The following is a 25,847-nucleotide window of genomic DNA, read 5'->3' on the forward strand; positions in this document are numbered from 1 at the left end:
TTTATTTATTGGCTTTTGAATAAAGAAATAATTATCCATAAGTGAATTGTTGAGATTGCTTGATTTTTTTTACGATACGTCAGCGTTTTCCTTTTTTGCCCCAAAAAATGCATGTGCATTAATGCGCAAATGGACAAAATGAATATCATTTTTTCAAACTGAACAAAATGAACATTTCAAATTAAATGAACAAAAAGGGCTTTCGTATAACGCTTACATCCATTTACTTTCGTACCACAATTGTAACAATACTTTAACTTTTTGAAAGGGGGAAGATATCAACCAGTCATATACGTAAACAAACTGATATACTGTTAAGATTGCTTCTTTTGTTACTCCTCATAACCGCCTGCCTGCCTAGAGTTCTTGAAACAAGAACATTAAAAAATGCATTTATAAAACCCACTATTGCTATGCATCCTATCTTTACTCCTAAGGGGTCGTCAAGGGCTGTCACTTCATTAATTCTTCTACTATTGCTGATCATCACAGCGGGTGGATCTATCAATGCCCTGGGAACCAAACCCATTCCTGTTGCACATGGCAATCTGAATAAGGGGGACCTCAACTTCCTGGTAAATTATTTAAGGCTGCATCCCTATGCACCACTGAATCCTGATAGAGTTGTGGGCAACCGCCGCGCTGCGGGCCCGCTCTGGAGCTATGCCTCTGGTCAAAGTCAAACCACCGCTGGTGGCTGTTTGCTTTGTACCGTTAATAATCCGCAGCTCGCGATCGATGGAGACACTTCCACCGCTTCCACGCTGGTATTGGCTGCAGGCCTAGTGGGTAGCATCGGTCAGAATTTGCAGTTCTCAGGCTCTTATCTGGCAGGAGACCAAGTGGCCATCGACCTGGAAATTCCCAACCAGATCTATACAAAACAATTTTTATCGGCAATAAAAATACAGACATCCAACGCCGGTATCTCCAATAATGATCCTGTAACATTAGATAACGCATTAGTAAGAGTACAGGTATTGGGCATTGGACTTGGCACCACCAACAAATTCAGGGTAGTAGTTCCAATCACAAAAAACTTTGATGCTGTACAGGTAAGTCTTTCTGCCTTGTTCGCCGAACTGGGCTCACTGAAGATTTACGAGGCTGCCGCTATTATTCCGGTAACAATACCTGCACCACCGGTAACGCCTGTAGGCAGTATGGTAACATTAAATGCGTCTATGCCACGTGTTTCAGGCGCTACCTTCAAATGGTTCAGCGTTCCATCCGGCGGCACTGCACTGGCTACCGGCAATTCTTTTACTACTCCGGCACTGAGCAGAAGCACTACTTATTATGTAGAAGCATCCACCGGTATACCTGGTTTGATAAGCTATGTGCGAACACCGGTACATGTAAAAGTGAGTGGCGGAAACGGGGCGCTATGGAGCTTTGCTTCTGATGAGCAAAGCCCTGTTACAGGTGGAATTGCCTGTGCATTGTGCTTTGTGGATTATCCGGAGCTGGCCATCGATGCCGATACCAGCACTGCATCAAAGATTGTATTACCCGTTGGTATCGCTACCTCAGCAGGACAACGCCTTATTTTCTCCGGCAATTATAAAGCCGGTGATAATATCTCTCTTGATCTTGAAATTCCAGGAAAATTATATACTAAACAGGCGTTGTCTGGTATCCAGATTGAAAGCTTTAATAATGGTGTGTCCAATGGTGATGCTACCAATATTGGTGCTGCCCTGATCCGTTTACAGGCCCTCGGCGTAGGCCCGGGAGGCATCAGTAAATTCAGGGTGGTGTTGCCGGTAACAAAAGATTTCAATGCAGTACAGGTGAGCCTGTCGGCGCTCTTCGCCGAATTTGGCGCATTGAAAATATATGAAGCAGCAGCTTTTGTACCTGTAAAAGCAACACCTGATACGGTTAGTATTACGGCCGGTCAAACAGCCAGTCTTACTGCTTCTATTGATCCACGCATGGCTGGAGCTACCTTTAAATGGTATGCTGATTCCATAGGAGGAACAGCACTGGCTACAGGTGCAAATTTTACCACACCAGCACTTTCCACTACCACTAACTATTATATTGAAGCCACCACGCCGGATGGTCTTCACAGTTTTGTACGCACACCTGTAAATGTTAAAGTAACAGGGGGCGCCGGCGCTTTGTGGAGTTACGCAGATAACCAGACAAGCCCTATTACCGGAGGCGTTGCCTGTGCGCTCTGCTTTGTAGATAGCGCAAACCTGGCTATAGACGGTGATACTACCACTGCTTCTAAAATAGTATTGCCGGTAGGCGCGCTTACTTCTGTAGGACAGTTGCTGAAGTTCCCCGGCAGCTATAAAGCCGGCGATAACATTGCACTGGATCTTCAGATACCCGGTACCATCTACACTAAACAACTGCTCTCTGCTGTAAAGGTGCATACCTTTAACGGTGGGGTTGATAATGCTGACCCTATTACACTGAACAGTGCGCTGATCCGTTTACAGGCACTGGGCATAGGTATTGGCGGTACACCCAAATTCCGGGTGATCATCCCTGTACAAAAAGATTTTGATGCTGTGCAGGTGGATCTTTCTGCGCTCTTTGCAGAATTTGGTTCACTGCGGGTATACGAGGCTACCGCATTTATACCGGTAGCTGTTGCTCCTGATTCAGCCAATGTGGTGCGTGGTAGCAGCGTAACTTTCGCTGCCAGCATCGATCGCGTGCCAGGAGCATCTATCCGGTGGTTCAGCACTCCTACCGGAGGAACGCCGCTGGCAACCGGTAACAGCTTCACGACACCACCACTGAACAGAACCACCACTTACTATGCAGAGGCTACCGGCACAGATGGTAAGAAGAGTTTTGTGCGTACGGCAGTTCCGGTAACAGTAACCGGAGGCGTGGGACCATTATGGAGCTTTGCAGACCAGGAACAGAGTCCGATCACGGGTGGCGTAGCCTGTGTGCTTTGCTTTGTAGATAGTGCCAACCTGGCTATTGATGGCGATACCACCACTGCTTCTAAATTAGTACTGCCTGTAGGTGCACTTACTTCTGTTGGACAACTGCTGAAATTCCCCGGTGGCTATAAAGCAGGTGATAATATTGCACTGGATCTCCAGATACCAGGCGCCATTTATACCAAACAATTATTATCAGCAGTAAAAGTACACACGCTTAAAGGCGGTGTGGACAATGCTGATCCTATTACGTTGAACAATGCGCTGATCCGTTTACAGGCCCTGGGTATCGGTATTGGCGGTACACCCAAGTTCCGGGTGATCATCCCTGTGCAGAAAGATTTTGATGCGGTACAGATTGACCTCTCTGCACTCTTTGCAGAATTTGGTTCCCTGCGTATATACGAAGCTACTGCGTTTATCCCTGTTGCTGTTACACCACCGGCACCTGCTACAACTGCAGGAGGTACTGTGGCGTTAACAGCCGGCATTGACCAAACGAGGATAACCAATCCTACCTTTAACTGGTTTACTTCTCCCACCGGCGGAGCACCCGTGTTTAGTGGTAGCACCTTTACCACACCGCCGTTGGCACGTAATAAAACCTATTACGTGGAAGCCAATTCACCGGTTGATGGATTAAACAGCTATGTACGCACACCGGTGTCCATCAAGGTGGGCGGCGGGCCAGGCATCATCTGGAGCTTCGGCCAGGACCAGGTGAGTCCGATCACTTCCGGTATTGCTTGTGCAGCCTGTGTTATTGACAATGCAGACAGTGCATCTGATGGCGATACGACAACAGCTTCCAGGTTTACAACAGGTATAGGAATAGGTACTACACTGAGCCAGCAGGTGATCCTGCCTGGTGTATATGAAGCGGGCGACAGCATCGTGCTTTTCCTTGACCTGCCTGCTGATCCTATCGCCAATGCCCAGTTATTACCTAATATTACTGTTCAAACATTCAATAATGCAATCGCTGGTCCGGCTGTACCTAACAACGACCAGGTATTACTGAATAATACAGGCCTGGTGAGGTTCCAGTTACTGGGAGCAGGTTTGAACGGCACCAATAAGTTCCGTGTAACCATACCTGCTACCAAGCAGTTTGATGCAGTGCAGGTAGGCCAGGCTTCATTGGCGGCATTGTCTTCCTCCATGCATTTGTACGAAGTGGTAGCTGCCATCCCGGTGAAGGTTACTCCATCTCCTGCTACTGTAAATTATAATAAACCTGCTACGCTTAATGCCACTATCCGTGTTCCTAACGCCGCCTTCCAGTGGTTTAATACACCTACCGGCGGTGCTCCGATCCCTAATGCAGGCGCTACTTTCACTACGCCTAATTTAACAAGGAACACTACTTATTATGTAGAAGCAACCGATCCATCGGGAACAAAGAGTTTTACCCGTACGGCTGTTACGGTGAAGATAAAAGGTGGTAACGGACCACTGTGGTCATATGGAACCGATCAGCAAAGCCCGATCACCGGCGGTATCGCCTGTGCACTCTGTACTATACAGGATTCACTGAAGGCTATCGACGGAGATACTACTACTTCTTCCAAACTGATCGCCCCGATCGGTTTAGCAGGATCAGTAGGACAGAAAATCATCTTCCCAGGATCATACCAGAAAGGAGATAGCATTATTGTTTTCCTGAGTTCTCCTGTTGATCTCCTGGCACAGGCAGCTGTATTGAAGAGCATCTCTGTAAAAACATCCAATGGCGGCGTTGAGAATAACGATCCGACTGCACTGGATGCAAATGCTATTGGCATCAACCTGCTGGGTTTAGGTACTGATGGCGAACGCAAGTACAGGGTGGCTGTTCCGGCGAAGAATCCGTTTGATGCGGCGCAGGTAGACCTCGGCGGACTGCTCACCGTAAGTAATTCCCTGCGCATTTATGAAGTAGCGGCGAGCATCCCTGTTACGGTTGCAGTAACACCAACAGATACCACTGTAAATGTTGGACAAACTGCCACATTCAATGCCAGCATACCAAGAATACCTGATGCTACCTTTAACTGGTACGAAACCAAAACCGGTGGCACACCGGTAGCCACTACCAGCAGCTTTACAACTCCACCGCTGACACAAGGTAAAACATACTACGTTGAAGCTACTTCTCCGTCTGACGGGCTTGTGAGCTTTGAACGTACAGCCGTTACTGTTCGCGTGAACAATGCCCCAAGTAATGCAGATCTTGCATGCGGTAGCGCCAAAACGCAAACGTTTGGCTCGGTGGGTATCTGTTTGTTATGTTCTGTGGATTCGGCAGCTAATGCAGTAGATAACTCCATCTACACTGCCTCTAACCTGCGCACTGTAGTTGGTGTGGGCGGAGGAATGGCGCAGCGCCTGAACTTTGGAAAAGTAGGCAAGCCTACAGACAGCATCAGGATAAGGATAGGCATACCTGCATCGTTGGTGGATCTGGGCCTGCTGAGCAATCTTACACTTACTACCTACAATAATAATGTATCCAATGGCGACTCCAGGCCATTGAGCGGCGGCTTGCTGACGCTTGCCCTGCTTGGATCAGAACAGGTGGGTACCCTTACAGTACCTGCAGGTAAAGCCTTTGATGCAGTGCAATTAAGTGTGACCGGTTTAGCTACGGCTGCATCTTCAGTGAAGATTTACTATGCTGAAGTGATCACACCGGTTGCCACTGTGGCCAGCAACAATGTAAATGTATGTAGCGGTACTGCTGCTACATTAATGGCCACCGGTCCTGCTGGTTACGCTTACCGCTGGTATACACAGGCGGTTGGCGGCACACCGGTTGGTTTCGGTCCTAATTATACCACACCTTCATTAACTGCAGATGCAAACTACTATGTGGAAGCGATCACCCTGGATGCAGATAGTTGTGCCAGCAGTGTTCGTACGCTCGTTTCTGTCAGAATAGGACAACCAAGTGTAACAGTAACGCCGGCGTCTGCACAAGTGGCACAAGGTGCTACTCCTACCTTCAATGTAGTGAGCCCTGTTCCTGCCAATAAGTACAACTGGTATACTACGCCTACCGGCGGTACGCCTGTTTTCGTAGGACCTACCTTCAGTGTACCTGCAGTAACAGCGAATATTACTTACTATGTAGAATCAACAGATGCAGCAGGTACCTGTAAGAGCCTGAGAACTCCGGTGCCGATCACATTAACCGGTGGCGGCGGACCTTCCTTGCCAGGTGACATCGACTGTGGTGGTGCTACCAGCCAGTTAAGTAGTGCCAATGGTTTGTGTGTGGGTTGCTATATAGAAAAACAAGATTCTTCTGTAGATAATAGTACAGCTACTTCTTCTGTATTACATACCATCCTCGGACTGGCAGGTGCCTATACACAGCAAATGCTGGTCTTCCCGACCCATGGTAACCTGGGAGATAGTGTAAGGATCGGTATATCCGCAAATACCGGTTTACTTGACGCTGGTGTGCTCAACAGCATTATGGTTGGTTCCTATAATGGAACTACCGCCAATGGCGACAATGTTACACTGGATAACGCAACAGTTAAAGTAAAACTGCTTAGCGGTAATCAGCGCGCTGATATTACTTTCAAGCCAGGAGCTGGTTTCGATAGGGTATTTATCAGGCTTAACTCTGGTTTAGCTACTGCGCTTTCATCTCTTAACGTTTACTACGCACAGATCTTTACCGGTGCACCAACAGTTGAAAAAGACACTGTTTACGTATGTACCGGCCAGGCAGCTACACTGAAAGCTACCGGCCCTGGCACCAGCTTCCGTTGGTATAACCAGATTACCGGCGGTGCTCCGTTGGCTACCACTGCTACTTACACAGTTAATAATGTGACTGCTAATGCAGTATACTATGTGGAATCTGTATCCGGTGCAGGTTGTACCAGCACCGCCCGCAAGCCAGTGTATGTAATGGTAGGATTACCGGTTGTAACTGTTGCGCCGCAAACAACGAGCGTAAATAGCGGTAGCACGGCAACCATTACTGTTACCAACCCGAATCCGGCCTATCAATATAATTGGTATGATGCGCCTTCAGGTGGTACACTGGTAGCAGCTAATAAAACTACTTTCACTACACCACCATTAACCGGTGCAAGGATCTATTATGTAGAGGCCTTTGACCCGGCCACCAGTTGCGCAAGCTCTCAGCGCACCAGGGTGTCTGTAGATATTAATATGTCGCCGGAACCAACTCCATGTAGCTATGCCAACCAGCAGCAAAGTCCGATCATTACCGGTGTTTGCCTGCTGTGTGGTGTAAACAATCCTGCGTTTGCGGTGGATACCAACGCCAATTCAGCGTCCACAATCAGTGCTGCGCTGGGTGCATTGGGATATGTAGGTCAGCTGTTGCGCTTCCAGAATACATATGCGGCTGGCGACAGCATCACCATTGATATGGAAATACCAGGGCAACTGGCTTCAGCAGCCTTGCTGGGTGGTATCAAAGCAGAAACATACAATGGTACTACTGCCAATAATGATGAGGTTACACTGAACAATGCCCTGATCAGGCTCGCCCTGCTGAATGGCAGCAATCGTTTCAGGGTAACAATACCGGCAACGAAAGCATTCAATGGTGTATTGATCAGTATCAATGGCACCATCTCCGTGCTTACAAATCTTAAAGTTTACTTTGCAGCGGCATTCCCGCCACGGCCGGTACTGTCACAAACCAGCTACAGCACTTGCGCAGGTAAGAAAGATACCTTAACTGTTACCGGTCCTGCCGGAGCAGACATCAGGTGGTATGACGCTGCAACAGGCGGTACCCTTGTAGGTTCAGGTAATACCTTCATCACACCTGCTCTTACCACTACCACCACTTACTATGCTGAATCCGGCAAATTTGGTTGTGCCAACCCTGTGCGCGTACCTGCTATTGTAAATGTAGGTGCGGGTCCTGCTGCTCCAACAGCAGCTGGGGTAACGCTTTGCGCAGGTGGTAAGGCAACGCTGGTAGCTTCGGCGCCGGCAGGTGTATTATTCCATTGGTATAAGAGTGCCACCGATACCGCTATACTGGCCACCGGAACTTCCTTTGTAACACCGGTGCTCACTGCAGATACCGCTTATTATGTGGCATCCGATAACAATGGCTGTATCAGTACCCGTACAAGAGTACCTGTAACCATAGGTGCGGTACCGGCGAACTTCACTGTTACACCGGAAAATACAACAGTGAGCAGAGGGCAGGGTGCCATCATCAATGCTGCAGCTACAGGCACCGGCATCATCTTCAAATGGTACAGCGCTACCGGCGATAGCCTGTTTGCTGGAACCAGCTTTAATACCGGGCCGTTACAAGCCACCTCTACTTACCTGGTAGAAGCGGTTGGACCAAATGGTTGCGCTACTGCACGTAAGACTGTTACAGTAACAGTACTCGGCGGTGGAGGCAATGATGTACCATGCGATGCCGCTAATAACCAGACCAACAATGCCAATGGCATTTGTATAGGTTGCTACGTGGAAAATCCTGCCCTGGCAGTAGATAGCGCTGTTTCCTCTTCTTCTACCCTGCATGTGATCGCAGGATTGTTAGGTGGTTATGTACAACAAACGCTGATCTATCCGTCTGCCAGCAATGCGGGTGACAGTGTAAATATCCAACTGAACTTCCCTGTTGGCATCACAGATATTGGATTGTTATCATCTATACAGGTAGCAACTTACAACGGTACTACCTATAATAACGACAGAGTGGCTATAGGAAACGCATTGCTGTCGCTGAAATTACTCAGTGGCAATCAGCAGGCCATCCTCAGCTTCAAGCCTACTGCTACTTTTGACCGTGTGGAAATACGCCTTAATTCAGGCGCGGCCGCACTGCTCAATGCAGTTGGTGTGAACTATGCCAGCCGTCTGGTGGCAGCTCCGCAGGTTGTTGCTGATTCGGTGACCATCTGCGCCGGTGACTCCGCCAAATTGGCTGTGAAGAATCCGGTAACCGGTGTTACCTATAGATGGTATAACCAGGCTAGTGGTGGTAGTGTGCTGTTCACAGGAACCAACTTCACCAGCAACCCTGTTAACTCAGCTGCTATCTTCTATGTAGAAGCAGCCAAAACAAGCAACGGTTGTATCAACCCGGTTCGTACGCCTGTAAGGGTTAACATCGCAACAGCACCTGCTGTTCCCGGTCAGCCATCCACAGTAACAGTTTGCGCAGGTGCAGATGCTGTACTTGCCGTACCAAACCCGGATACCAAACTGCGTTACAACTGGTACAATGTTGCTACCGGTGGAACCAAGTTGAACACCGACAGTGGCTTTACATATAAAGTACTGCATGTAAGTGCTGATACCACTTATTATGTTGAGGCGATGAATAGCTGTGGTACTGTTTCCGCAAGACAGGCGGTGAGGATCACATTGGGTTCTGCTCTGCAGGCGCCGGTGATCACACCATCACCTGACACAGTACGGATTAACGAATCTCCTGTGCTCAAAGCTACACCGCCTGTTGCCAATGCAGTGATTAACTGGTACACATCAGATACTGCTACGCAGATAGCATTTACCGGTAATATTTATTCTCCTGCCGGTAAAGCCACACCAGGCACTACTACCTACTGGGCACAAGCGGTGTTGCAAGGTGGCGCTACCTGTCAGTCTGTACGTGTTCCGGTGAACGTAGTAACCATCAGCGGCTCCGGCCCGCTCGCAGTACCTTGCGAGGGCGCTACCACCCAAACTATTGGCGGCAGCGGATTGCTCATACTGGGTAATGTTTACAACCCTGCGTTCGCGGTAGATAACGATCAAACTACAGCTTCATCTCTTGTAATAAATCTTGGAGCATTAAATGCTACCGTATGGCAGCGCGCTCGCTTCAATGGCGTGTCTGCACCGGGCGACAGTGTACGTGTACTGTTGTCAAGTCCAAGCCAGGTTCTCTCAGCCGCTCTGCTGGCCAGCGTTCAGCTGACCACTTACAACGGCTCAACTCCTGGTGATTCTATACTGGTTAGCAACCCGATAGTACATCTGAACCTGCTGAATGGCCAACGCCAGGCTGAGCTGACCTTCCTTCCTGCACATCCGTTCGATGCAGTGGAAGTGAAACTGAAATCAGGTATCGTAGGTGCGCTCACCGATGTAGACTTTAACTATGCACGCCGTATCATTGCTAAGCCACAGGTACAGGCATCATCCGTGAAAGTATGCGCTGGCAACACCGCTACTCTCAATGTAGCCAACCCTGCAACAGGCATCACTTATCGCTGGTATACCGCTAACGGTACTTACCTGAGCGGTAAAGATGGCAGCAGCTTCACTACCGGAGCGCTCACAAAAGACTCTGTATTTTATGTAGAAGCATTCAGGGCGGCAACAGGTTGCGCAAGTACCGACAGGACCGCTGTGAATGTAAGCGTAACTGCTGCACCGGTTGCACCTGCTGTAATGGCGGATACTGCTTCTGTTTGCGCAGGCGCTGATGCAGTACTGGCAGTGTCCAACCCGGTTAAAGGCTACACTTATGGCTGGTACAATGTACCAACCGGCGGTACTAAACTGAATACCGACAGTGGCTTTACTTATAAAGTGGTGAATGTAACCGCCAAAACCATCTACTATGTGGAAGCGAAGAATGACAGCTGCAATAGCGTATCTGCCACCAGAACTGCTGTAGTGGTGCAAACTTCCAACGGGCTCACCGCGCCAACTGTAACACCGTCACCTGCGAGGGTAGGCATTGGACAACAGGCAGTACTGACTGCAACTGCAGGCACTGCCAATGCAACACTGGCATGGTTCCGTACACAAACAGCTACAGATACACTGGCTAAAGGTGCGATATTCTCACCGGCCGCCAGGAATGCAGCCACAGTAGATACCTTCTGGGTAGAAGCATTCCTGCCAGGTGGCATAACCTGTAAGTCTCCACGTACCTCCGTACTGGTGATTACACAGCCTGTAGTACTTGACACTGTTCCTTGTGAGGCAGCGATCAGCCAGATCATCGGCGGTAGCGGCCTGCTTATCCTGGGCAACGTGTACAACCCTGCTTTGGCAGTAGATAATAATATTAATACCGCATCATCGCTCGTCATTAATCTCGGAGCGCTTAACGCCAATGTGTGGGAACGCGCCCGCTTCAATGGTGTATCTGCCATCGGTGATACCGTGAAGGTGATGCTCTCCAGTCCAAACCAGGTTCTCTCAGCCGCCCTGCTGGCCAGTGTTCAGCTGACCACCTATAACGGCAGCACACCGGGTGATTCAGTTCTGGTAAGCAACCCGCTGGTAAGCCTGAAAGTGTTGTCTGGTACAAGAGGCGTACTGTTGTCTTACGTTCCGACGAAGACATTCGATGCGATCGAAGTGAAACTGAGATCCGGAATAGCAGCTGCATTGACCGCAGTAGACTTTAATTATGCACAGCGTGCTATTGCTGCACCAAAAGCGAAAGCATCCGGCGACTCTGCAATTTGTACCGGTAAATCCGCTACCCTGTCAGTAGTGAACCCTCAACCGGGTGTAACCTACAGCTGGTACGATAGTAAGGGCACTCACCTGAAAGACAGTGTAGCCTTTATTACTCCGGCCAACCTGGCCGCTGGTAGCTACAGCTACGTAGTGAAAGCATCCAGGAATAACTGTAACACCGCTGCATCTGCTCCGGTAGTGGTTACTGTACAAACACTGCCGGCACCACCGGTAGCCGACACCAGCAACCCTGCAACGGCTTGTATTGATAAGTTGCCGGTAACACTCAAAGTGAAACCTGTAACCGGCGTTACCTTCAACTGGTTTGATGCAAACGGTCAGCAGATCGCTACCAATACTAATAGTTATCAAACAGCTGCTAACCTTGCAGCTGGTACTTATAACTTCTTCGTAGTGGCTTCCAACAGCAATGGTTGCGCTAATGATAGCGGCCGTACGAAGATTTCACTTAACGTAACAAGTGCATCTACCGCTACAGATATCAGCATCTCCGATGTGTCCATCTGTGCAAGCGATAGCGCTGTACTGAAACCAACCAGCACCACGGTTAGCAACCCTGTATTCAAATGGTATGCAGATGCTAACAAGGTAACACCGATCACACAAGGTGTAAGCGCAACAGGTGTATTAACCATCCGCGGATTAACTGCCGGAACATATACCTACTACGTAAGCGTAAGCAACGGCGGTAAGTGTGAAAACGCTGCCGGTGATCTGAAAGCAGTTAAGGTAACAGTAAATACAGGTGCTACTGCGGCCGATATCACACTGGCCGACACTACTATCTGCGCAAGTAATACTGTGAAACTGACCGCTACCAGCACCACCGTTACTAACCCTGTGTTCAAATGGTATAAGGAAGCCAGCCTGACAACACTGTTGTTCACCGGCGCAACATATACCACTGGTGTTATAGCTACCAATACCACCTACTATGTAACAGTAGAAGGAGCTAACAAATGCGCTAACGATGCTGCCAACGCGAAAGCGGTAACAGTAACTGTACGTGATGTACCGGTGCCGATCATCACAGCATCTGCTATCAGCATCTGTGTAGGCGATACAACAACATTAACTGTACAGAACGCTGATAATGCGCTCACCTATCGCTGGTACAATGCTGCCACCGGAGGTACCTTACTGTTCACCGGTCCGGTTTACAAAGTAACTGGTCTTACCGCTTCAGCAGATTTCTATGCAGAAGCATCTGCCGGTGGATGTAGCAGTGCTACAAGAACTAAGGTATCCATAGGCGTAGGTGTGGCACCAACTCCGATACTGGAATCTAACAATGTAACAGTTTGTCAGGGTGGTACAGCAGTACTGAAGGTGACTTCTTCTGTCAATAACATTACTTACAAATGGTACACAACTGCAACAGGTGGTACCGCAATATTCACTGGTCCGATATTTACCACCGGTGCAATCAATGCGAACACTTCCTACTTTGTAGAAGCCACCGGTGATACTTCAAAATGTGGTAAACCATCTGCCCGCGCAATGGTAACAGTAACAGCGGTACCGGTACCAGCAGCTCCAACCCTGGTAAGCACCAACGTACAGGGCTGTAAAGGTCAGTCTGCTTCACTGGCAATTCAGAGCCCGGCAGCAGGTACCACCTATCAATGGTTTGATGCAGCTACAGGTGGTACGCTGATATTCGAAGGACCGGTATTTAACATTACCGCCCTGGATAGCACCGTTACCTATTATGTACAGGCATTGGTAAATGGAGGCTGCCCAAGCGCCACCAGGACCAGCGCTACCATTAAGGTAAATGCGGTTCCAGCAACGCCGGTAATAACAGCAACTTCCCTGTTCGTTTGTCAGGGTGGAAGCGTAACACTTTCTATTAAAGATCCGGTTACAGGTACTACCTACCGCTGGTTCGATGCTGCTACCGGAGGCAACCTGCTCTTCACAGGCAGCAGCTTTACAACAGGTGCATTAAACGCCAATACTGATTTCTATGCTGAAGCCAGCAACGGTAATTGCAGCAGTGCTCAGCGTACTAAGGTATCCATAGGTGTAGGACAGGCGCCGACTCCAATACTGGAATCCAACGCGGTAACTACCTGTCAGGGTGCTCCGGCTACGCTCCGCGTAACTTCAGCAACTAACGGTATTACCTATAAATGGTATACACAGGCAACCGGCGGAACAGTTGTATTCACAGGACCGGTATTCACCACAGCTCCGCTTAATACCAGCATGGACTTCTGGGTGGAAGCAACCGGTACTACGGGTCAGTGTGGTAACGCATCTGCGAGAGTAAAAGCTACTGTAACAGTAGTAGTAGCTCCGAATGCGCCGGATGTAGTAGCATCTTCTCTGAAAACATGTGCGGGCACGGGTGTTACTGTAGCTGTGAAAACAATACAGCCAGGCATTACTTACCAATGGTATGATGCCGCGATCAATGGCTCATTACTCTTCACAGGACCTGTTTACAGTGTGCCGGTGGTGACAACAAATACCACTTACTACGTACAGGCTAACCTGGGCAGTGGCTGCTCCAGCTCTACCAGAACAGCTGTGAACGTATCTGTTGATCCGGCTCCGCCAATTCCAACAGCAGACCTGGATAACGTGGTAACATGCATAGGCGGTACAGCAACGTTCACCGTTAAGAATCCTGATCCGGCAATGACGTATCGCTGGTATGATGCTCCATCTAACGGGCTCCTCCTGGCTACCGGTAATGCTTATACTACCGCACCGCTTGCACAAACTACTGTCTTCTACCTGGAAGCATTGAACAGTGCAGGATGCAGCAGCGCACGTAAAGGATTAACCGCAACTGTAGTAAGCACAATAGATGCACCGCTCGCTGATCCGATCACTGTATGCAGTGGCCAGACTGGTGTATTGATGGTGAAGAACAGGCAGACAGGTGTGATCTATAAATGGTTCACAGTAGCACGTGGTGGTACAGCTGTATTCACTGGTGCAGACTTTACCATCACACCAACTGCAAATACAGTATACTATCTCGAAGCATCTACCAGTGGTGGTTGTGTAAGCGCCAGCAGAACTCCGGTAAATGTATCAGTGAATCCTTCTCCGGCTGCTCCGGCTGTTGCAAATGCAACGCTGCAGGCTTGCCCAGGTCAGACAGTTACACTGAATGCACTGAATCCGGATCCGGCACTTACTTATAAATGGTACACAACTCCAACTGGTGGAACAGCAGTGGCTACAGGAGCGTCTTATACAACATCTCCTATAAATGCCAACCAGATGTACTACCTGGAAGCAACCAACAGTAATGGCTGTTCAAGCCCAACACGTACAGCTGTTAGCGTGGTAGCAACACCGGCTCCGGGTAAACCAACAGTTACCGGTAACGATAACGGGGTATGTCCTGGTAAAACAGCCACACTCACTGCGGCATCAACAACTGCAGGCGTCAACTTCCGCTGGTACACAGTTGCTACGGGTGGCACACCAATCTATACCGGTGTAACATTTGTAACACCAGCATTGAATGCAAATACTACTTACTATGTGGAAGCATTTACAACCGGTGGTTGTATCAGTGCAGGACAAAGAACAAGTGTACAGGTAAGTATTGCACAACCGCTGCCGGCACCGGTAGTAGTAGTGGATAACACAACAGCTACCACCATTACCTTCCGCTGGTCTTCAGTAACAGGAGCACAACGCTACGAAGTAACACTCGACAACGGTGTAACCTTCATACCGCCAAGCTCAGGTGCGAACGGAACAACGCATACGGTAACAGGCCTCCAGCCTAACCAGAGCGCTACAATACAGGTAAGGGCCATCGGAGCATCTGAATGTGAAACAAGTGCATTGTCCACAGCAATAACTGGTAAAACAAGTAATCCGCAGGGCAACAACATCTTTGTTCCAAACCTCTTCAGTCCGAATGGTGATGGTATAAATGATATCGAGTATGTATACTCAACTTCCATCGCACAACTTGAATTCAGGGTTTACAACCAGTGGGGTCAGTTGGTGTTCACCTCCAAAGATCAGCGCCAGGGATGGGATGGTACTATGAGTGGTCAGAAACAACCGGTTGGTGTTTATGTATACATCCTGAGGGCTACCATGCAAGACGGAACCGTAATCACCAAGAAAGGTAACATAACCCTCATGCGATAGAAATGATTCATCAGGTCAAGATCACATTAATCATAAAACCGGGATGCGCCACTGCATCCCGGTTTATCCAGAAAATACTAAAAAATGTTCCTATGAAAAGGATTTTTATAGTCACAATAATTTTATGGAGCAGTTTATTGCCCAGGACGTCTGTAGCCCAGGTCGATCCTCACTTTTCACAGTACTATGCTTATCCGCTATGGCTGAACCCAGCGCTAACGGGTGTAATAGACGGTGATTACCGGATCAGTGGCGACTACCGTAATCAGTGGGCCAATTATGGCAAGCCGTTCTCAACGGCAGGAATTTCTATTGATGCCGCCACCGATAAGAATGTTGGCGTAGGCCTGAACGTGATAAATATGTCTGCAGGAGATGCCGGCTACAATCACTTCAACGCGATGGCCAGCGTTTCCTACAGCGGCGTGAAATTTGGACCTACCAAAACCAGCCGCCTGGTATTTGGTATCAATGCGGGTTTAATTAACAGGCGACTGGATCCTGCCAAATTTCAGACAGGTAGCCAATATCAGCCGGTTACAGGTTTTGACCCCAGTATTTTCAATGGTGAAAATGTAAACAACACAACTTCTACGCAATTTGATGCTGGTGCAGGCGTAGTATATTTTGATGGTAATCCCAATCATATGTTCAATCCGTTTGCCGGATTTGCCGCAGCTCACCTTACTCAACCAAAGGATCCTTTCTCCTCTGATGGAACCGAAAGAAAATTACCGGTGCGCTACCTGGTGCATGGAGGAACAAAGATCAAATTAAACGAAGCACTGAGCCTTACGCCTACCGGTCTTTATATGAGACAAGGGAATGCGGAAGAGATAGTTGCCGGTATGTATGCGCAACTAATGGTAAATCCCGAGTTCGACTTCCTGGTGGGAGGCAATTATCGCTTTAACGATGCGGTAATACCTTTTGCAGGATTCCATTTCAAGAGCTTTACGCTGGGGTTGAGCTATGATGCCAATACCTCCAATATGCGCAGACTGGTAAACGGCAGCCAGAGCTTTGAAATATCACTTTCTTTTATCAGCCGGAAAAGAAGGGTGCTTAATGAAGAATACTTTATTTGTCCCAGGTTATAATTTATCAAAAACCAAATCAGAATGGAGGCAAAAATTTATACAGAAAAAAGAAATGAAACCCTCATGAAAAAAATTACACTCTGTTGGCTGGTGGTTTTTACAGGAATAATGAGCACCCTTCAAGCGCAATATGTTTACGATTTTAAACATACTGCAGACGTTTTTTATAATTCAAGGGATTATTATTCTGCAGCGCAGTACTATAATAAAGCACTGGGAACTTTTAAGATCAAGCCGGAACAGGTATTGCCGTATACTGCTTCAGGCGCTGCCGCCCCAACTGGTAAATTGAAAGATTATCAGCAAGTGGTAGCCCGGTTGGCCGAGTCTTACAGGCTCTTTTATGATTATGGAAATGCGGAAACATGGTATGCACAACTGGTCGGCTTTAACAACCCCGCCTTTCCCCAGGCACGTTATTGGTACGCTGTCTGCCTTCGGTACAATGGAAAATACCAACAGGCGCTGGAGGAGTTTAAGAAATTCAAACAAAGCTATACTGTCGCCGATGAATTGTCTGTAAGAACCCCGCTTGAAATCGCCTGTTGTGAATTTGCTCTCTCGGAAGCAAATAAAGAACCGAGATTTACAATAGAAAAAACTGCCGGCAATGTAAATGAGGGCGGAGCAAATTATGCACCTGTGATCCTGGATCCAGGTACCCTGTTGTTTACTTCTTCCCGTGCCGAGAATCCACCGTTGCCTACTACCACTAAGCAGCCCACCGCCAAAAAACAAACAAAAAAAGGAACCCCTTATGTAAATGACCTCTACACTGCTACCGGAAGTGGTAATACCTTCGATAACAGCCAGAAACTAAAGATCCCTTCCGCTAAAGGATATGACCAGGGGGTATCTGCAATTACCCCGGATGGTAACTCACTTTATATCACCCGCTGGTCTATAAAAGACGGGGTGAAACAATCTGCTATCTATTTCAGTAGCCGCCAGAACGGAGCCTGGTCCGAGCCCAAAATACTCGGTGAAAATGTGAACGTGCCCGGGTATAATTCTATGCAGCCTTATATTACCGCCGACGGGAAATACCTGCTGTTTGCCTCTAACAGACCCGGGGGGATGGGTAAAAATGATCTTTGGTACTGCATTATGACCAATGGAACTCCCGGTGGCGCCCGTAACATGGGTACAACCATTAATACAAAAGATGAAGAACAGGCGCCGTTTTATGATGCGGAGAAAAACCTGCTCGTGTTCAGCACTGATGGCCGGGTAGGTCTGGGCGGTCTTGATTTTTTCCAGAGTGAAGGCGATTTCGGTACGTGGTCTGCCCCTGTTAACATGGGCAAACCATTGAATTCACCCAAGGATGATATCTATTACACTGCTTTGGATAATACACATCCCTTTGCAGCAGGATTCATCAGCTCCGACAGGGAATCCATCTGCTGCCTGGAGGTATTCAGCGTTCACCGTATTCGCAAGTTAGCAAGCGGTCTTATCATCGACTGTGATACACACCTTCCGCTGCAAGGCGCCACTGTTAGCCTGCTGGATACTGTGAGAAGAAAAACCATCCGTAAAGTTACACTGGATGCCACCGGAAGATATACCTTCGAAGTGGATCCACAGCGCTACTATAAGATAATCGCTGAAAAAGAGAACTACTTCACCAAAGCACTCTATTTTAATACTGATTCACTGGTAAGGATCGATTCTATGGATAATCCTACCCTTTGTCTCAAGCACTACGAAATAGAAAAACCAATTGTACTCAATAATATCTATTACGATTTTGGTAAAGCTACCCTGCGTGAAGAATCTAAAATTGTATTGGATACAGTGGTGGAAATGCTGAATGATAATCCTAAATTAACCATTGAAATGAGTGCGCACACAGATAGCGTGGGCTCTGTGAAGTTCAATGATAAGTTGTCGCAGGCACGTGCGCAATCCTGCGTCGATTACCTGATCAGCAAAGGTATTTCTCCGGAAAGGCTGATTGCTAAAGGATATGGTAAATCAAGACCAATTGCGCCGAACTCATTGCCAAATCATAAAGACAATCCTGAAGGACGTCAGCTTAACAGAAGGACCGAATTCAAGGTGTTGAAAAGACAGGTTCAGGTGAAAGCGGAAGATGACAGCAATAGTAGTCAGTAAGTTTTTCCCTTAACCGGCTTATCCGCCGGAATACTTCCATATCCTGTAATAACCATTTAGAGCCGGCCATTTGGCCGGCTTTTTTATTGAATGTCCGGGCAGATATATAATTAGTAGTCCTATCTAAATAAAGAAAACGAAAAAGCATGTTCATCTAAATGAACATGCTCCTGTTAGTTCTAATGTAAATTCCCGGTTGTTGATTAGTTGCTTTTGCCAAAGCTGCCTATAGCAATAGTGTCGGCTGCTTTCATTACTTTCAGGTAAGAACTCAGTTCCAGAGCATTGTTATACTTGAAGGTAGTGTCTCTCTGAACGCCACCTGGTTTGGAAACCTTAATGGTTTTTACTTTAGTCAAAAGATCTATTTTCAATGCAGCGCCAGTGCCTTTAAATGTTCCCTTGATCAATGTGTCTGTTTTGGGAGCTGCAGCAGTACCAGCGATCAGGTAAACGCCATGATCCGCATCCTTAATGTTTTTGGTGAGATTCAGTACAACGTTTACACTGCTGTCTGTATTCTCCGAAATGGTAATCTCACCTACTTTTTTATCTTTATCAGCGCCGGTTCCCTTCAGTTCAAACGACTTGGAACGTGGCGTTGGAGGAGGTGGTGTTGGATTGTCGTCATCTTTGCAGGAGCTTACAGTAATACCCAATACAGTAGCGATCACTACTCCGCTCAGGAGTGTGTTTTTGTTGAACATAAGCATGATTTCAGTTTTATAAAGGTTTTACGATTGTGGTTTTTTGATTGTAAATTTTTGTGATTATGATCTTTGTTTTAATATAGGTTTTTCAGCGCTTACTAGAGATGTTAAACGACAGTGGAAATAAAAAGTTACAGATACAGGTAAAGTTTTTTTAAATATATTTTTTCATTGCCTGTAACCTTTACCTATATTGAATCGTAGCAGGTTTGTTTTCTTGTTATGGAGAAATACCTATTGTAACTAACATTATGTACATCTTTGAAAAGATGATTTTTTGTTGATTGAAAAAATAAATTACATTTGTTCAGCATCATTTGATGCATGAACTGATAGCATATGAAAATTTTTTAAGACCACGGTACTTCCGTTTGTCGCTCTCCCACTTCTCCTGTTTTAATTTGCAGTACATATAATGTACTGTTCCTCGTTTATTGTTTTCAAAATAAGTTTATGTCTGTTTTAACGAAAACGTCCAGACGTGTAAGTCGTTTTTTGCAATTATTTAAGATAGCCGTTACCGGTAGTGAAAAAGAGTTTACCAAAGGGAGCATCAACCGGGCTATATTCCTGCTCTCTATCCCTATGATCCTTGAAATGGCGATGGAATCCCTGTTTGCGGTGGTTGATATTTATTTTGTAAGTCACTTAGGTGTTAATGCTATTACCACGGTAGGGCTTACAGAATCAGTACTTACCCTGGTGTATACCGGGGCTATGGGATTGAGTATGGCTGCAACAGCCATGATTGCCCGCAGAACGGGAGAAAAAGATCCGGATGCTGCCGCCCATGCTGCAATGCAGTCTATATATCCCGGTTTGTTTATTTCCGTGCTGATAAGTATAGCAGGAATATTTTTTGCGAAAGATATATTACTGCTGATGGGAGCGGCCAGTGAAGTGGCAAATTACGGTTATGTATATACGCAGATACTACTCGGGGGAAATATAGTGATCGTTTTATTATTCCTGATCAACGGTATTTTCCGGGGTGCCGGTGATGCGGCACTTGCGATGCGTTCATTGTGGATTGCCAATGGGCTTAACATTGTACTATGCCCTCTGTTGATTTCGGGCTGGGGGCCAATTCCGGCATTGGGGTTGAAAGGCGCTGCCATTGCCACTTTTATAGGAAGAGGCACCGGGGTGGTATACCAGTTATATCACCTGGCAAAGGGAAAGGACCTGATCCGCATTACGAGGAAGCACCTGGCGCCGGTATTTTCGCTGATCGGAGCCATTCTTAAAATTGCAGCGGGCGCCACAGCGCAAATGCTGATAGCTTCTGCCAGCTGGATCTTCCTGGTACGTATCATTTCTCATTTTGGGAAAGATGCAGTGGCAGGGTATACGGTTGCCATCAGGGTGGTGATCTTTACTATATTGCCTGCCTGGGGAATGGCGAATGCCGCTGCTGCACTGGTCGGACAAAATCTGGGTGCTCAACAACCAGAGCGTGCCGAGCAATCAGCCTGGAGGGCGGCTTTCTTTAATATGATCTTCCTGGCCATTGTAGCGGTGATATTTATGATATGGGCGCCGGCCATTATTGGTTTCTTTACAGCAGATACGGTGGTGATCAATTATGGTGTGCAGTGTATACGGTTAATGAGCGCCGGGTATATCTTTTTTGCCTATGGTATGGTGCTTACCCAGTCTTTCAATGGTGCCGGCGATACGCGGACACCTATGCTGATCAACATGTTTATTATGTGGCTGTTCCAGATGCCCCTGGCCTATGTATTGGCTATTACATTCAAAATGGGGCCTGTAGGGGTTTTCTGGGCAATGGCTATCTCCGAGTCTACCTCGGCCCTGGTGGCTATATGGCTGTTCCGGAGGGGTACCTGGAAGCAGGTAAAGATTTAGCTTTCTGCTTTCTGTTTAAGTAATTACCTTTGCGAGGTTTGCATTAAATTTTTACATAATAAAAATAACTTAATAAGCATGTCACTCACTGTCGTAGGTACTATGGCGTTCGATGAAATCGAAACCCCCTTTGGAAAGTCAGGCAAAATCATTGGTGGTTCCGCCACCTACATCGCATGGGCAGCGTCTAACTTTGTTAAGCCTATTAACCAGGTGTCTGTAATTGGTGAGGACTTCCCTGATTCAGAACTGAAAGCCCTGACTGCTAAAGGAGTGGCGCTGGATGGCGTGCAGATGAAGAAAGGAGAAAAATCGTTCTACTGGTCCGGCAGATACCATATGGATATGAATACCCGCGATTCACTGGCAACAGAACTGAATGTGCTGGCCGATTTCCAGCCGGTTATCCCGGAAAGTTACCAGGGAAGTGAGTTCCTCATCCTGGGTAACCTTACTCCACAGGTGCAGATGAGTGTGATAGACCAGATGAAAGTGCGTCCCAAACTGATCGTGATGGATACCATGAACTTCTGGATGGAAGTAGCGCTGGATGATCTGCTGAAAGTGTTGAAAAAAGTAGATGTATTGATGGTGAATGATGGGGAAGCCCGCCAGTTAAGCGGTGAATATTCCCTGGTGAAGGCAGCCCGTAAAATTATGTCGATGGGTCCCCGTTACCTGATCATCAAGAAAGGAGAGCATGGTGCATTGCTGTTCTTTGAAAATCATGTGTTCTTCGCTCCTGCTATGCCGCTGGATGATGTATATGACCCAACCGGCGCAGGCGATACCTTCGCTGGAGGCTTCATTGGTCACCTGGCTAAAACAAAGGATATTTCTTTCGAGAATATGAAAACCGCCATCATTGTGGGCTCTGCTATGGCCTCTTTCTGTGTGGAGAAATTCGGAACAGAACGTATCCGCGAAATTACTCACGAAGATATTGCCGCCCGCCTGGAACAATTTGTTCAGCTGGTAAATTTTGATATCGACCTGGTGTAGAGCGGATTTTGACTCAGGATTAAACTGATTAGGCTGATTAGGCTGATTGGATTACTTTGGATTTAAAATGATTAGGGGAGATTTAAGCGGATACTTTCGCTTATTTCTCCCCTAGCCTTTTATAAAATCATTACAAAATCAAATCAGCCTAATCAATTTAATCCTGAGTCAAAATCCGCTGCTGTCGCCGAAGGCGACCCTATTATTTATATATCGCATTAAGGATGGCCGCCAGCCTCAACCCGCCCTTCAACAGCTGTTGATTCAGGTTATCCACAAAAACATAATTATAACGGTAACTGAGCTTGGAATCAGGCAGGGTATAGGCATAAATCTGGTCGGAAAGCTGGTGTGAATCAAACATCCAGTCGGCGATAGAGCCCTGTTGCATGGCTTTAACTTCCGCCGCAGAGGCGATATCCAGTGCCTTGGTGTATTCTGTATAGCTCAGCTGTTGGAAATCGATCAGTTGCTCATCCCACACTTTATGAAGGTTGGAAGGTTTATCAAACCAGGTCACGGCAATTTTATTACCACCCATATCTTCGTCGCGGCCTACATGCAGTGGCTGATGCATGTCGCCTATCATGTGAACCAGGAAAGTAAGGGCAAACCGTTGTTTCTCTTTCGGCAGTTTACGGTTTTTCAGCTCTTTTATCATGGCCTGCGTTTGGGTATACAGGTTTTCGCCGGTGGCAGCCTTCAGCAGCTGGTCAAATTGCGCACGGTCGATATGGCCGGGGAAATCAAGGTAATGCCACTTATTTGTGTGATCATATTGATGTGTGGTGTCTGATTTGATAAAATCAGGCCAGTTGGCGATCATTGCCAGGCTTTGTTTGCCCAGAATGTTGGTAATAGCTTTACGCGCCTGCGGGGTGAGATGAAGCCAGGCTATTTCGGCGGTAATACGGTGGCCGTTCGGGCCCCAGGCAAAAGAGGCAAGGGGTAACAGGAAGGCCAGTATCAGCCCCGTTAAAATTTTTTTTCTCATAAGTCCGTTCTTGATTGTGGCAGCAAAATTAAAGCATCTTTTTTAACACTTTCACTTCCATATTCTTTAGTATTTTTACAGATACTGCTCAAATACAATTTCAATATGTCTTTTAATATACATGCGCCATACGCTCCCGCTGGTGACCAGCCGGAAGCGATCAAACAATTAACGAAAGGAATAAATGAAGGAGAACCCTTCCAGACATTGCTGGGAGTAACCGGTTCAGGTAAAACATTTACAGTTGCCAATGTTATCCAGCAGGTACAGCGCCCCACCCTGGTGCTTACTCATAACAAAACGCTGGTAGCCCAGCTTTATGGCGAACTGAGACAGTTTTTCCCGGATAATGCGGTGGAGTATTATGTTTCCTATTATGATTATTACCAGCCGGAAGCGTATATGCCGGTAAGTGATACCTATATAGAAAAAGACCTGGCCATTAATGAGGAACTGGATAAACTCCGGCTGAAAGCTACCTCCAACCTGCTTTCCGGTAGAAGGGACATTATAGTGGTGGCCAGTGTATCCTGCATTTATGGTATTGGTAACCCTACCGACTATGAAAATGGTATCATCCGCATCCAGAAAGGACAAACGGTGAGTCGCAACACATTGCTCCACAGCCTGGTAAATTCCCTGTACAGCCGCACTACCGGTGATTTTAACCGGGGAAACTTCCGGGTAAAGGGAGATACCCTTGATATTAATCTGCCTTATGTGGATTATGGTTACCGGATTACTTTTTTTGGAGATGAGATAGAAGAGATAGAAACCATTGATGTGCAGAACAGTAAGCGGATCACAGTAGTGGATAATGCGGCTATCTTTCCTGCAAACATGTACCTGGCGCCTAAAGATATGATGCAGCAGATCATATATGAAATACAGGATGAGCTGAAGGCACAGGTAGAATATTTTAAAGCCAATGGTAAGCTGATAGAAGCACAGCGTTTATCCGACAGGGTGAACTATGATGTGGAAATGATCCGTGAGCTGGGATATTGCAGTGGTATCGAAAACTACTCCAGGTTCCTGGACCGTCGTAAGCCGGGCGCGCGGCCATTCTGCCTGCTGGATTATTTCCCGAAAGATTTCCTGCTGGTGGTAGATGAAAGCCACGTAACCATTCCGCAGATTGGCGCCATGTACGGAGGCGACAGGTCCCGCAAACTGAACCTGGTGGAATTTGGATTCCGACTGCCTTCTGCACTGGACAACCGGCCGCTGAACTTTTATGAATTTGAGAATATGCTGAACCAGGTCATATTTGTGAGCGCCACTCCGGGCGACTATGAGCTGAAGAAAACAGAAGGTGTGGTAGTGGAGCAGGTGGTTCGGCCTACCGGCTTGCTGGAACCACCTATAGAAGTAAGGCCCAGCGTGAACCAGGTAGACGACCTGCTGGATGAAATAGACAAGCGCGTGCAGAAGGGTGACCGCGTGCTGGTGACCACGCTTACAAAGCGTATGGCCGAGGAAATGGATAAATATCTGGGACGTATTAATATTAAGTCGCGCTACATACACTCCGAAGTGGATACCCTGGAACGTATTGAGATTTTGCGTGATCTGCGGTTAGGTAATATAGATGTATTGGTAGGGGTAAACCTGCTGAGGGAGGGGCTGGATTTGCCGGAGGTATCGCTGGTGGCCATCCTGGACGCTGATAAGGAAGGATTTTTGAGAGACGAGCGCTCGCTGACGCAAACCGCCGGGCGTGCGGCTCGTAATGTGGATGGGTTGGTGATCTTTTATGCAGATAAGATCACGGAAAGTATGCAGCGTACTATTGATGAAACAGACCGCCGCCGGGAAAAACAGATCGCATTTAACCTGGAGCATAATATTACACCGCGTACTGTCCGTAAAAGTAAGGAACAGATCCTTGGACAAACTTCTGTGTTGGAGATCAAGCACTTTGATGAAAATTCACCAATGGCTATTCATGATGAAGTACAGCTGGTGGCGGAAGACGCAATGGCATATGCAAAATCATCCGCAGCCGGTGTGAAAACTATCCCGCAGATGGAGAAATCGATCGCTAAAGTAAAGAAGGATATGGAAAAGGCAGCCCGCGATCTTGATTTCATGGAAGCGGCCCGTTTGAGGGATCAGATGTTTGCCATGGAGCGTGAATTACTTGAAATGAAGCAATAATTGACTTCGTAATTTCAGAATATTATATATAATTATTTATAATATAAATTAGTTGTTCCAGCAATTAAAGTAGTAAAAATATAATTTATATACTATTATTTACCAGGTGCTTATGAGCTTATCTTCCTTGTTACAGTAGCAAGTGCACCTGGTAAATTTGAAAAATGTTAACCTTTCCTTAATATTCTTCTAACTATATTGATAACCAGTGTTTTAAATCATAAAATTAACCCTTTAACAGCCTGTATATCTTAAAAAAATATAATTAATATTATTATTAATTATAATATCATTGATTTAATCCCAATTATCGTATCTCTTATTTAAATATTTCTATTTTTAGTCCCTTCTATTTGATGTTTTAAATTTCAGATCTACTTTTATTTAAGAAATTTAA

8 protein-coding genes are annotated in these 25,847 nt (G+C 47.0%); 6 read left to right on the top strand and 2 right to left on the bottom strand.

The genetic code is table 11. The features are described from left to right. The first annotated feature begins 413 nt into the window (after positions 1-413). The 3 genes from ABIE50_RS04200 to ABIE50_RS04210 all read left to right on the top strand — a co-directional run bounded on the left by ABIE50_RS04200 (position 414) and on the right by ABIE50_RS04210 (position 18,715). Entirely contained in the window at positions 414-15,494 is a 15,081-nt protein-coding gene (locus ABIE50_RS04200; protein ID WP_209855506.1) for an Ig-like domain-containing protein, read from the top strand. 92 nt (positions 15,495-15,586) lie between these two features. Further along, a complete protein-coding gene (locus ABIE50_RS04205) occupies positions 15,587-16,594 on the top strand; it encodes a PorP/SprF family type IX secretion system membrane protein (protein WP_142684346.1) in 1,008 nt (335 codons plus the stop codon). 63 nt (positions 16,595-16,657) lie between these two features. Next, positions 16,658-18,715 (top strand): OmpA family protein, encoded by a 2,058-nt coding sequence (locus ABIE50_RS04210; RefSeq protein WP_209855504.1) that lies wholly within the window; start codon positions 16,658-16,660, stop codon positions 18,713-18,715. 203 nt (positions 18,716-18,918) lie between these two features. Here ABIE50_RS04210 and ABIE50_RS04215 read toward each other — a convergent pair whose 3' ends face one another. After that, on the bottom strand, positions 18,919-19,428 hold the full coding sequence (locus ABIE50_RS04215; RefSeq protein WP_209855502.1) for a hypothetical protein: 510 nt from the start codon (positions 19,426-19,428) through the stop codon (positions 18,919-18,921). Between the two features lie 450 nt (positions 19,429-19,878). On the opposite strand from ABIE50_RS04215, the gene ABIE50_RS04220 reads away from it, so the two are divergent. Next, positions 19,879-21,294 carry an MATE family efflux transporter gene (locus ABIE50_RS04220; RefSeq protein ID WP_209855501.1) on the top strand — a complete coding sequence of 472 codons (1,416 nt, stop codon included), beginning with the start codon at positions 19,879-19,881 and terminating at the stop codon, positions 21,292-21,294. 78 nt (positions 21,295-21,372) lie between these two features. After that, complete coding sequence (locus tag ABIE50_RS04225; RefSeq protein ID WP_142684341.1) at positions 21,373-22,296, top strand: PfkB family carbohydrate kinase; 924 nt, start codon at positions 21,373-21,375, stop codon at positions 22,294-22,296. 202 nt (positions 22,297-22,498) lie between these two features. On the opposite strand, the gene ABIE50_RS04230 is transcribed toward ABIE50_RS04225, so the two are convergent. Next, the gene (locus tag ABIE50_RS04230; protein WP_209855500.1) at positions 22,499-23,290 is read right to left on the bottom strand and encodes a S1/P1 nuclease; all 792 of its coding nucleotides are present in this window, start codon (positions 23,288-23,290) and stop codon (positions 22,499-22,501) included. Between the two features lie 105 nt (positions 23,291-23,395). Here ABIE50_RS04230 and uvrB point away from each other — a divergent pair, with 105 nt between their 5' ends. Then, positions 23,396-25,450 carry an excinuclease ABC subunit UvrB gene (gene uvrB, locus ABIE50_RS04235; protein WP_142684338.1) on the top strand — a complete coding sequence of 685 codons (2,055 nt, stop codon included), beginning with the start codon at positions 23,396-23,398 and terminating at the stop codon, positions 25,448-25,450. The last annotated feature ends 397 nt before the right edge of the window (positions 25,451-25,847 follow it).

It is taken from the genome of Chitinophaga sp. OAE865, assembly GCF_040546735.1.
GTDB lineage: Bacteria > Bacteroidota > Bacteroidia > Chitinophagales > Chitinophagaceae > Chitinophaga > Chitinophaga polysaccharea_A.

Bases quoted from the DNA above. Each gene is read 5' to 3' on its own strand.
- ABIE50_RS04210 (WP_209855504.1), top strand. From the start codon at position 16,658: ATGAAAAAAATTACACTCTGTTGGCTGGTGGTTTTTACAGGAATAATG.
- uvrB (WP_142684338.1), top strand. From the start codon at position 23,396: ATGTCTTTTAATATACATGCGCCATACGCTCCCGCTGGTGACCAGCCG.
- ABIE50_RS04220 (WP_209855501.1), top strand. From the start codon at position 19,879: ATGTCTGTTTTAACGAAAACGTCCAGACGTGTAAGTCGTTTTTTGCAA.
- ABIE50_RS04215 (WP_209855502.1), bottom strand. From the start codon at position 19,428: ATGCTTATGTTCAACAAAAACACACTCCTGAGCGGAGTAGTGATCGCT.
- ABIE50_RS04200 (WP_209855506.1), top strand. From the start codon at position 414: ATGCATCCTATCTTTACTCCTAAGGGGTCGTCAAGGGCTGTCACTTCA.
- ABIE50_RS04230 (WP_209855500.1), bottom strand. From the start codon at position 23,290: ATGAGAAAAAAAATTTTAACGGGGCTGATACTGGCCTTCCTGTTACCC.
- ABIE50_RS04205 (WP_142684346.1), top strand. From the start codon at position 15,587: ATGAAAAGGATTTTTATAGTCACAATAATTTTATGGAGCAGTTTATTG.
- ABIE50_RS04225 (WP_142684341.1), top strand. From the start codon at position 21,373: ATGTCACTCACTGTCGTAGGTACTATGGCGTTCGATGAAATCGAAACC.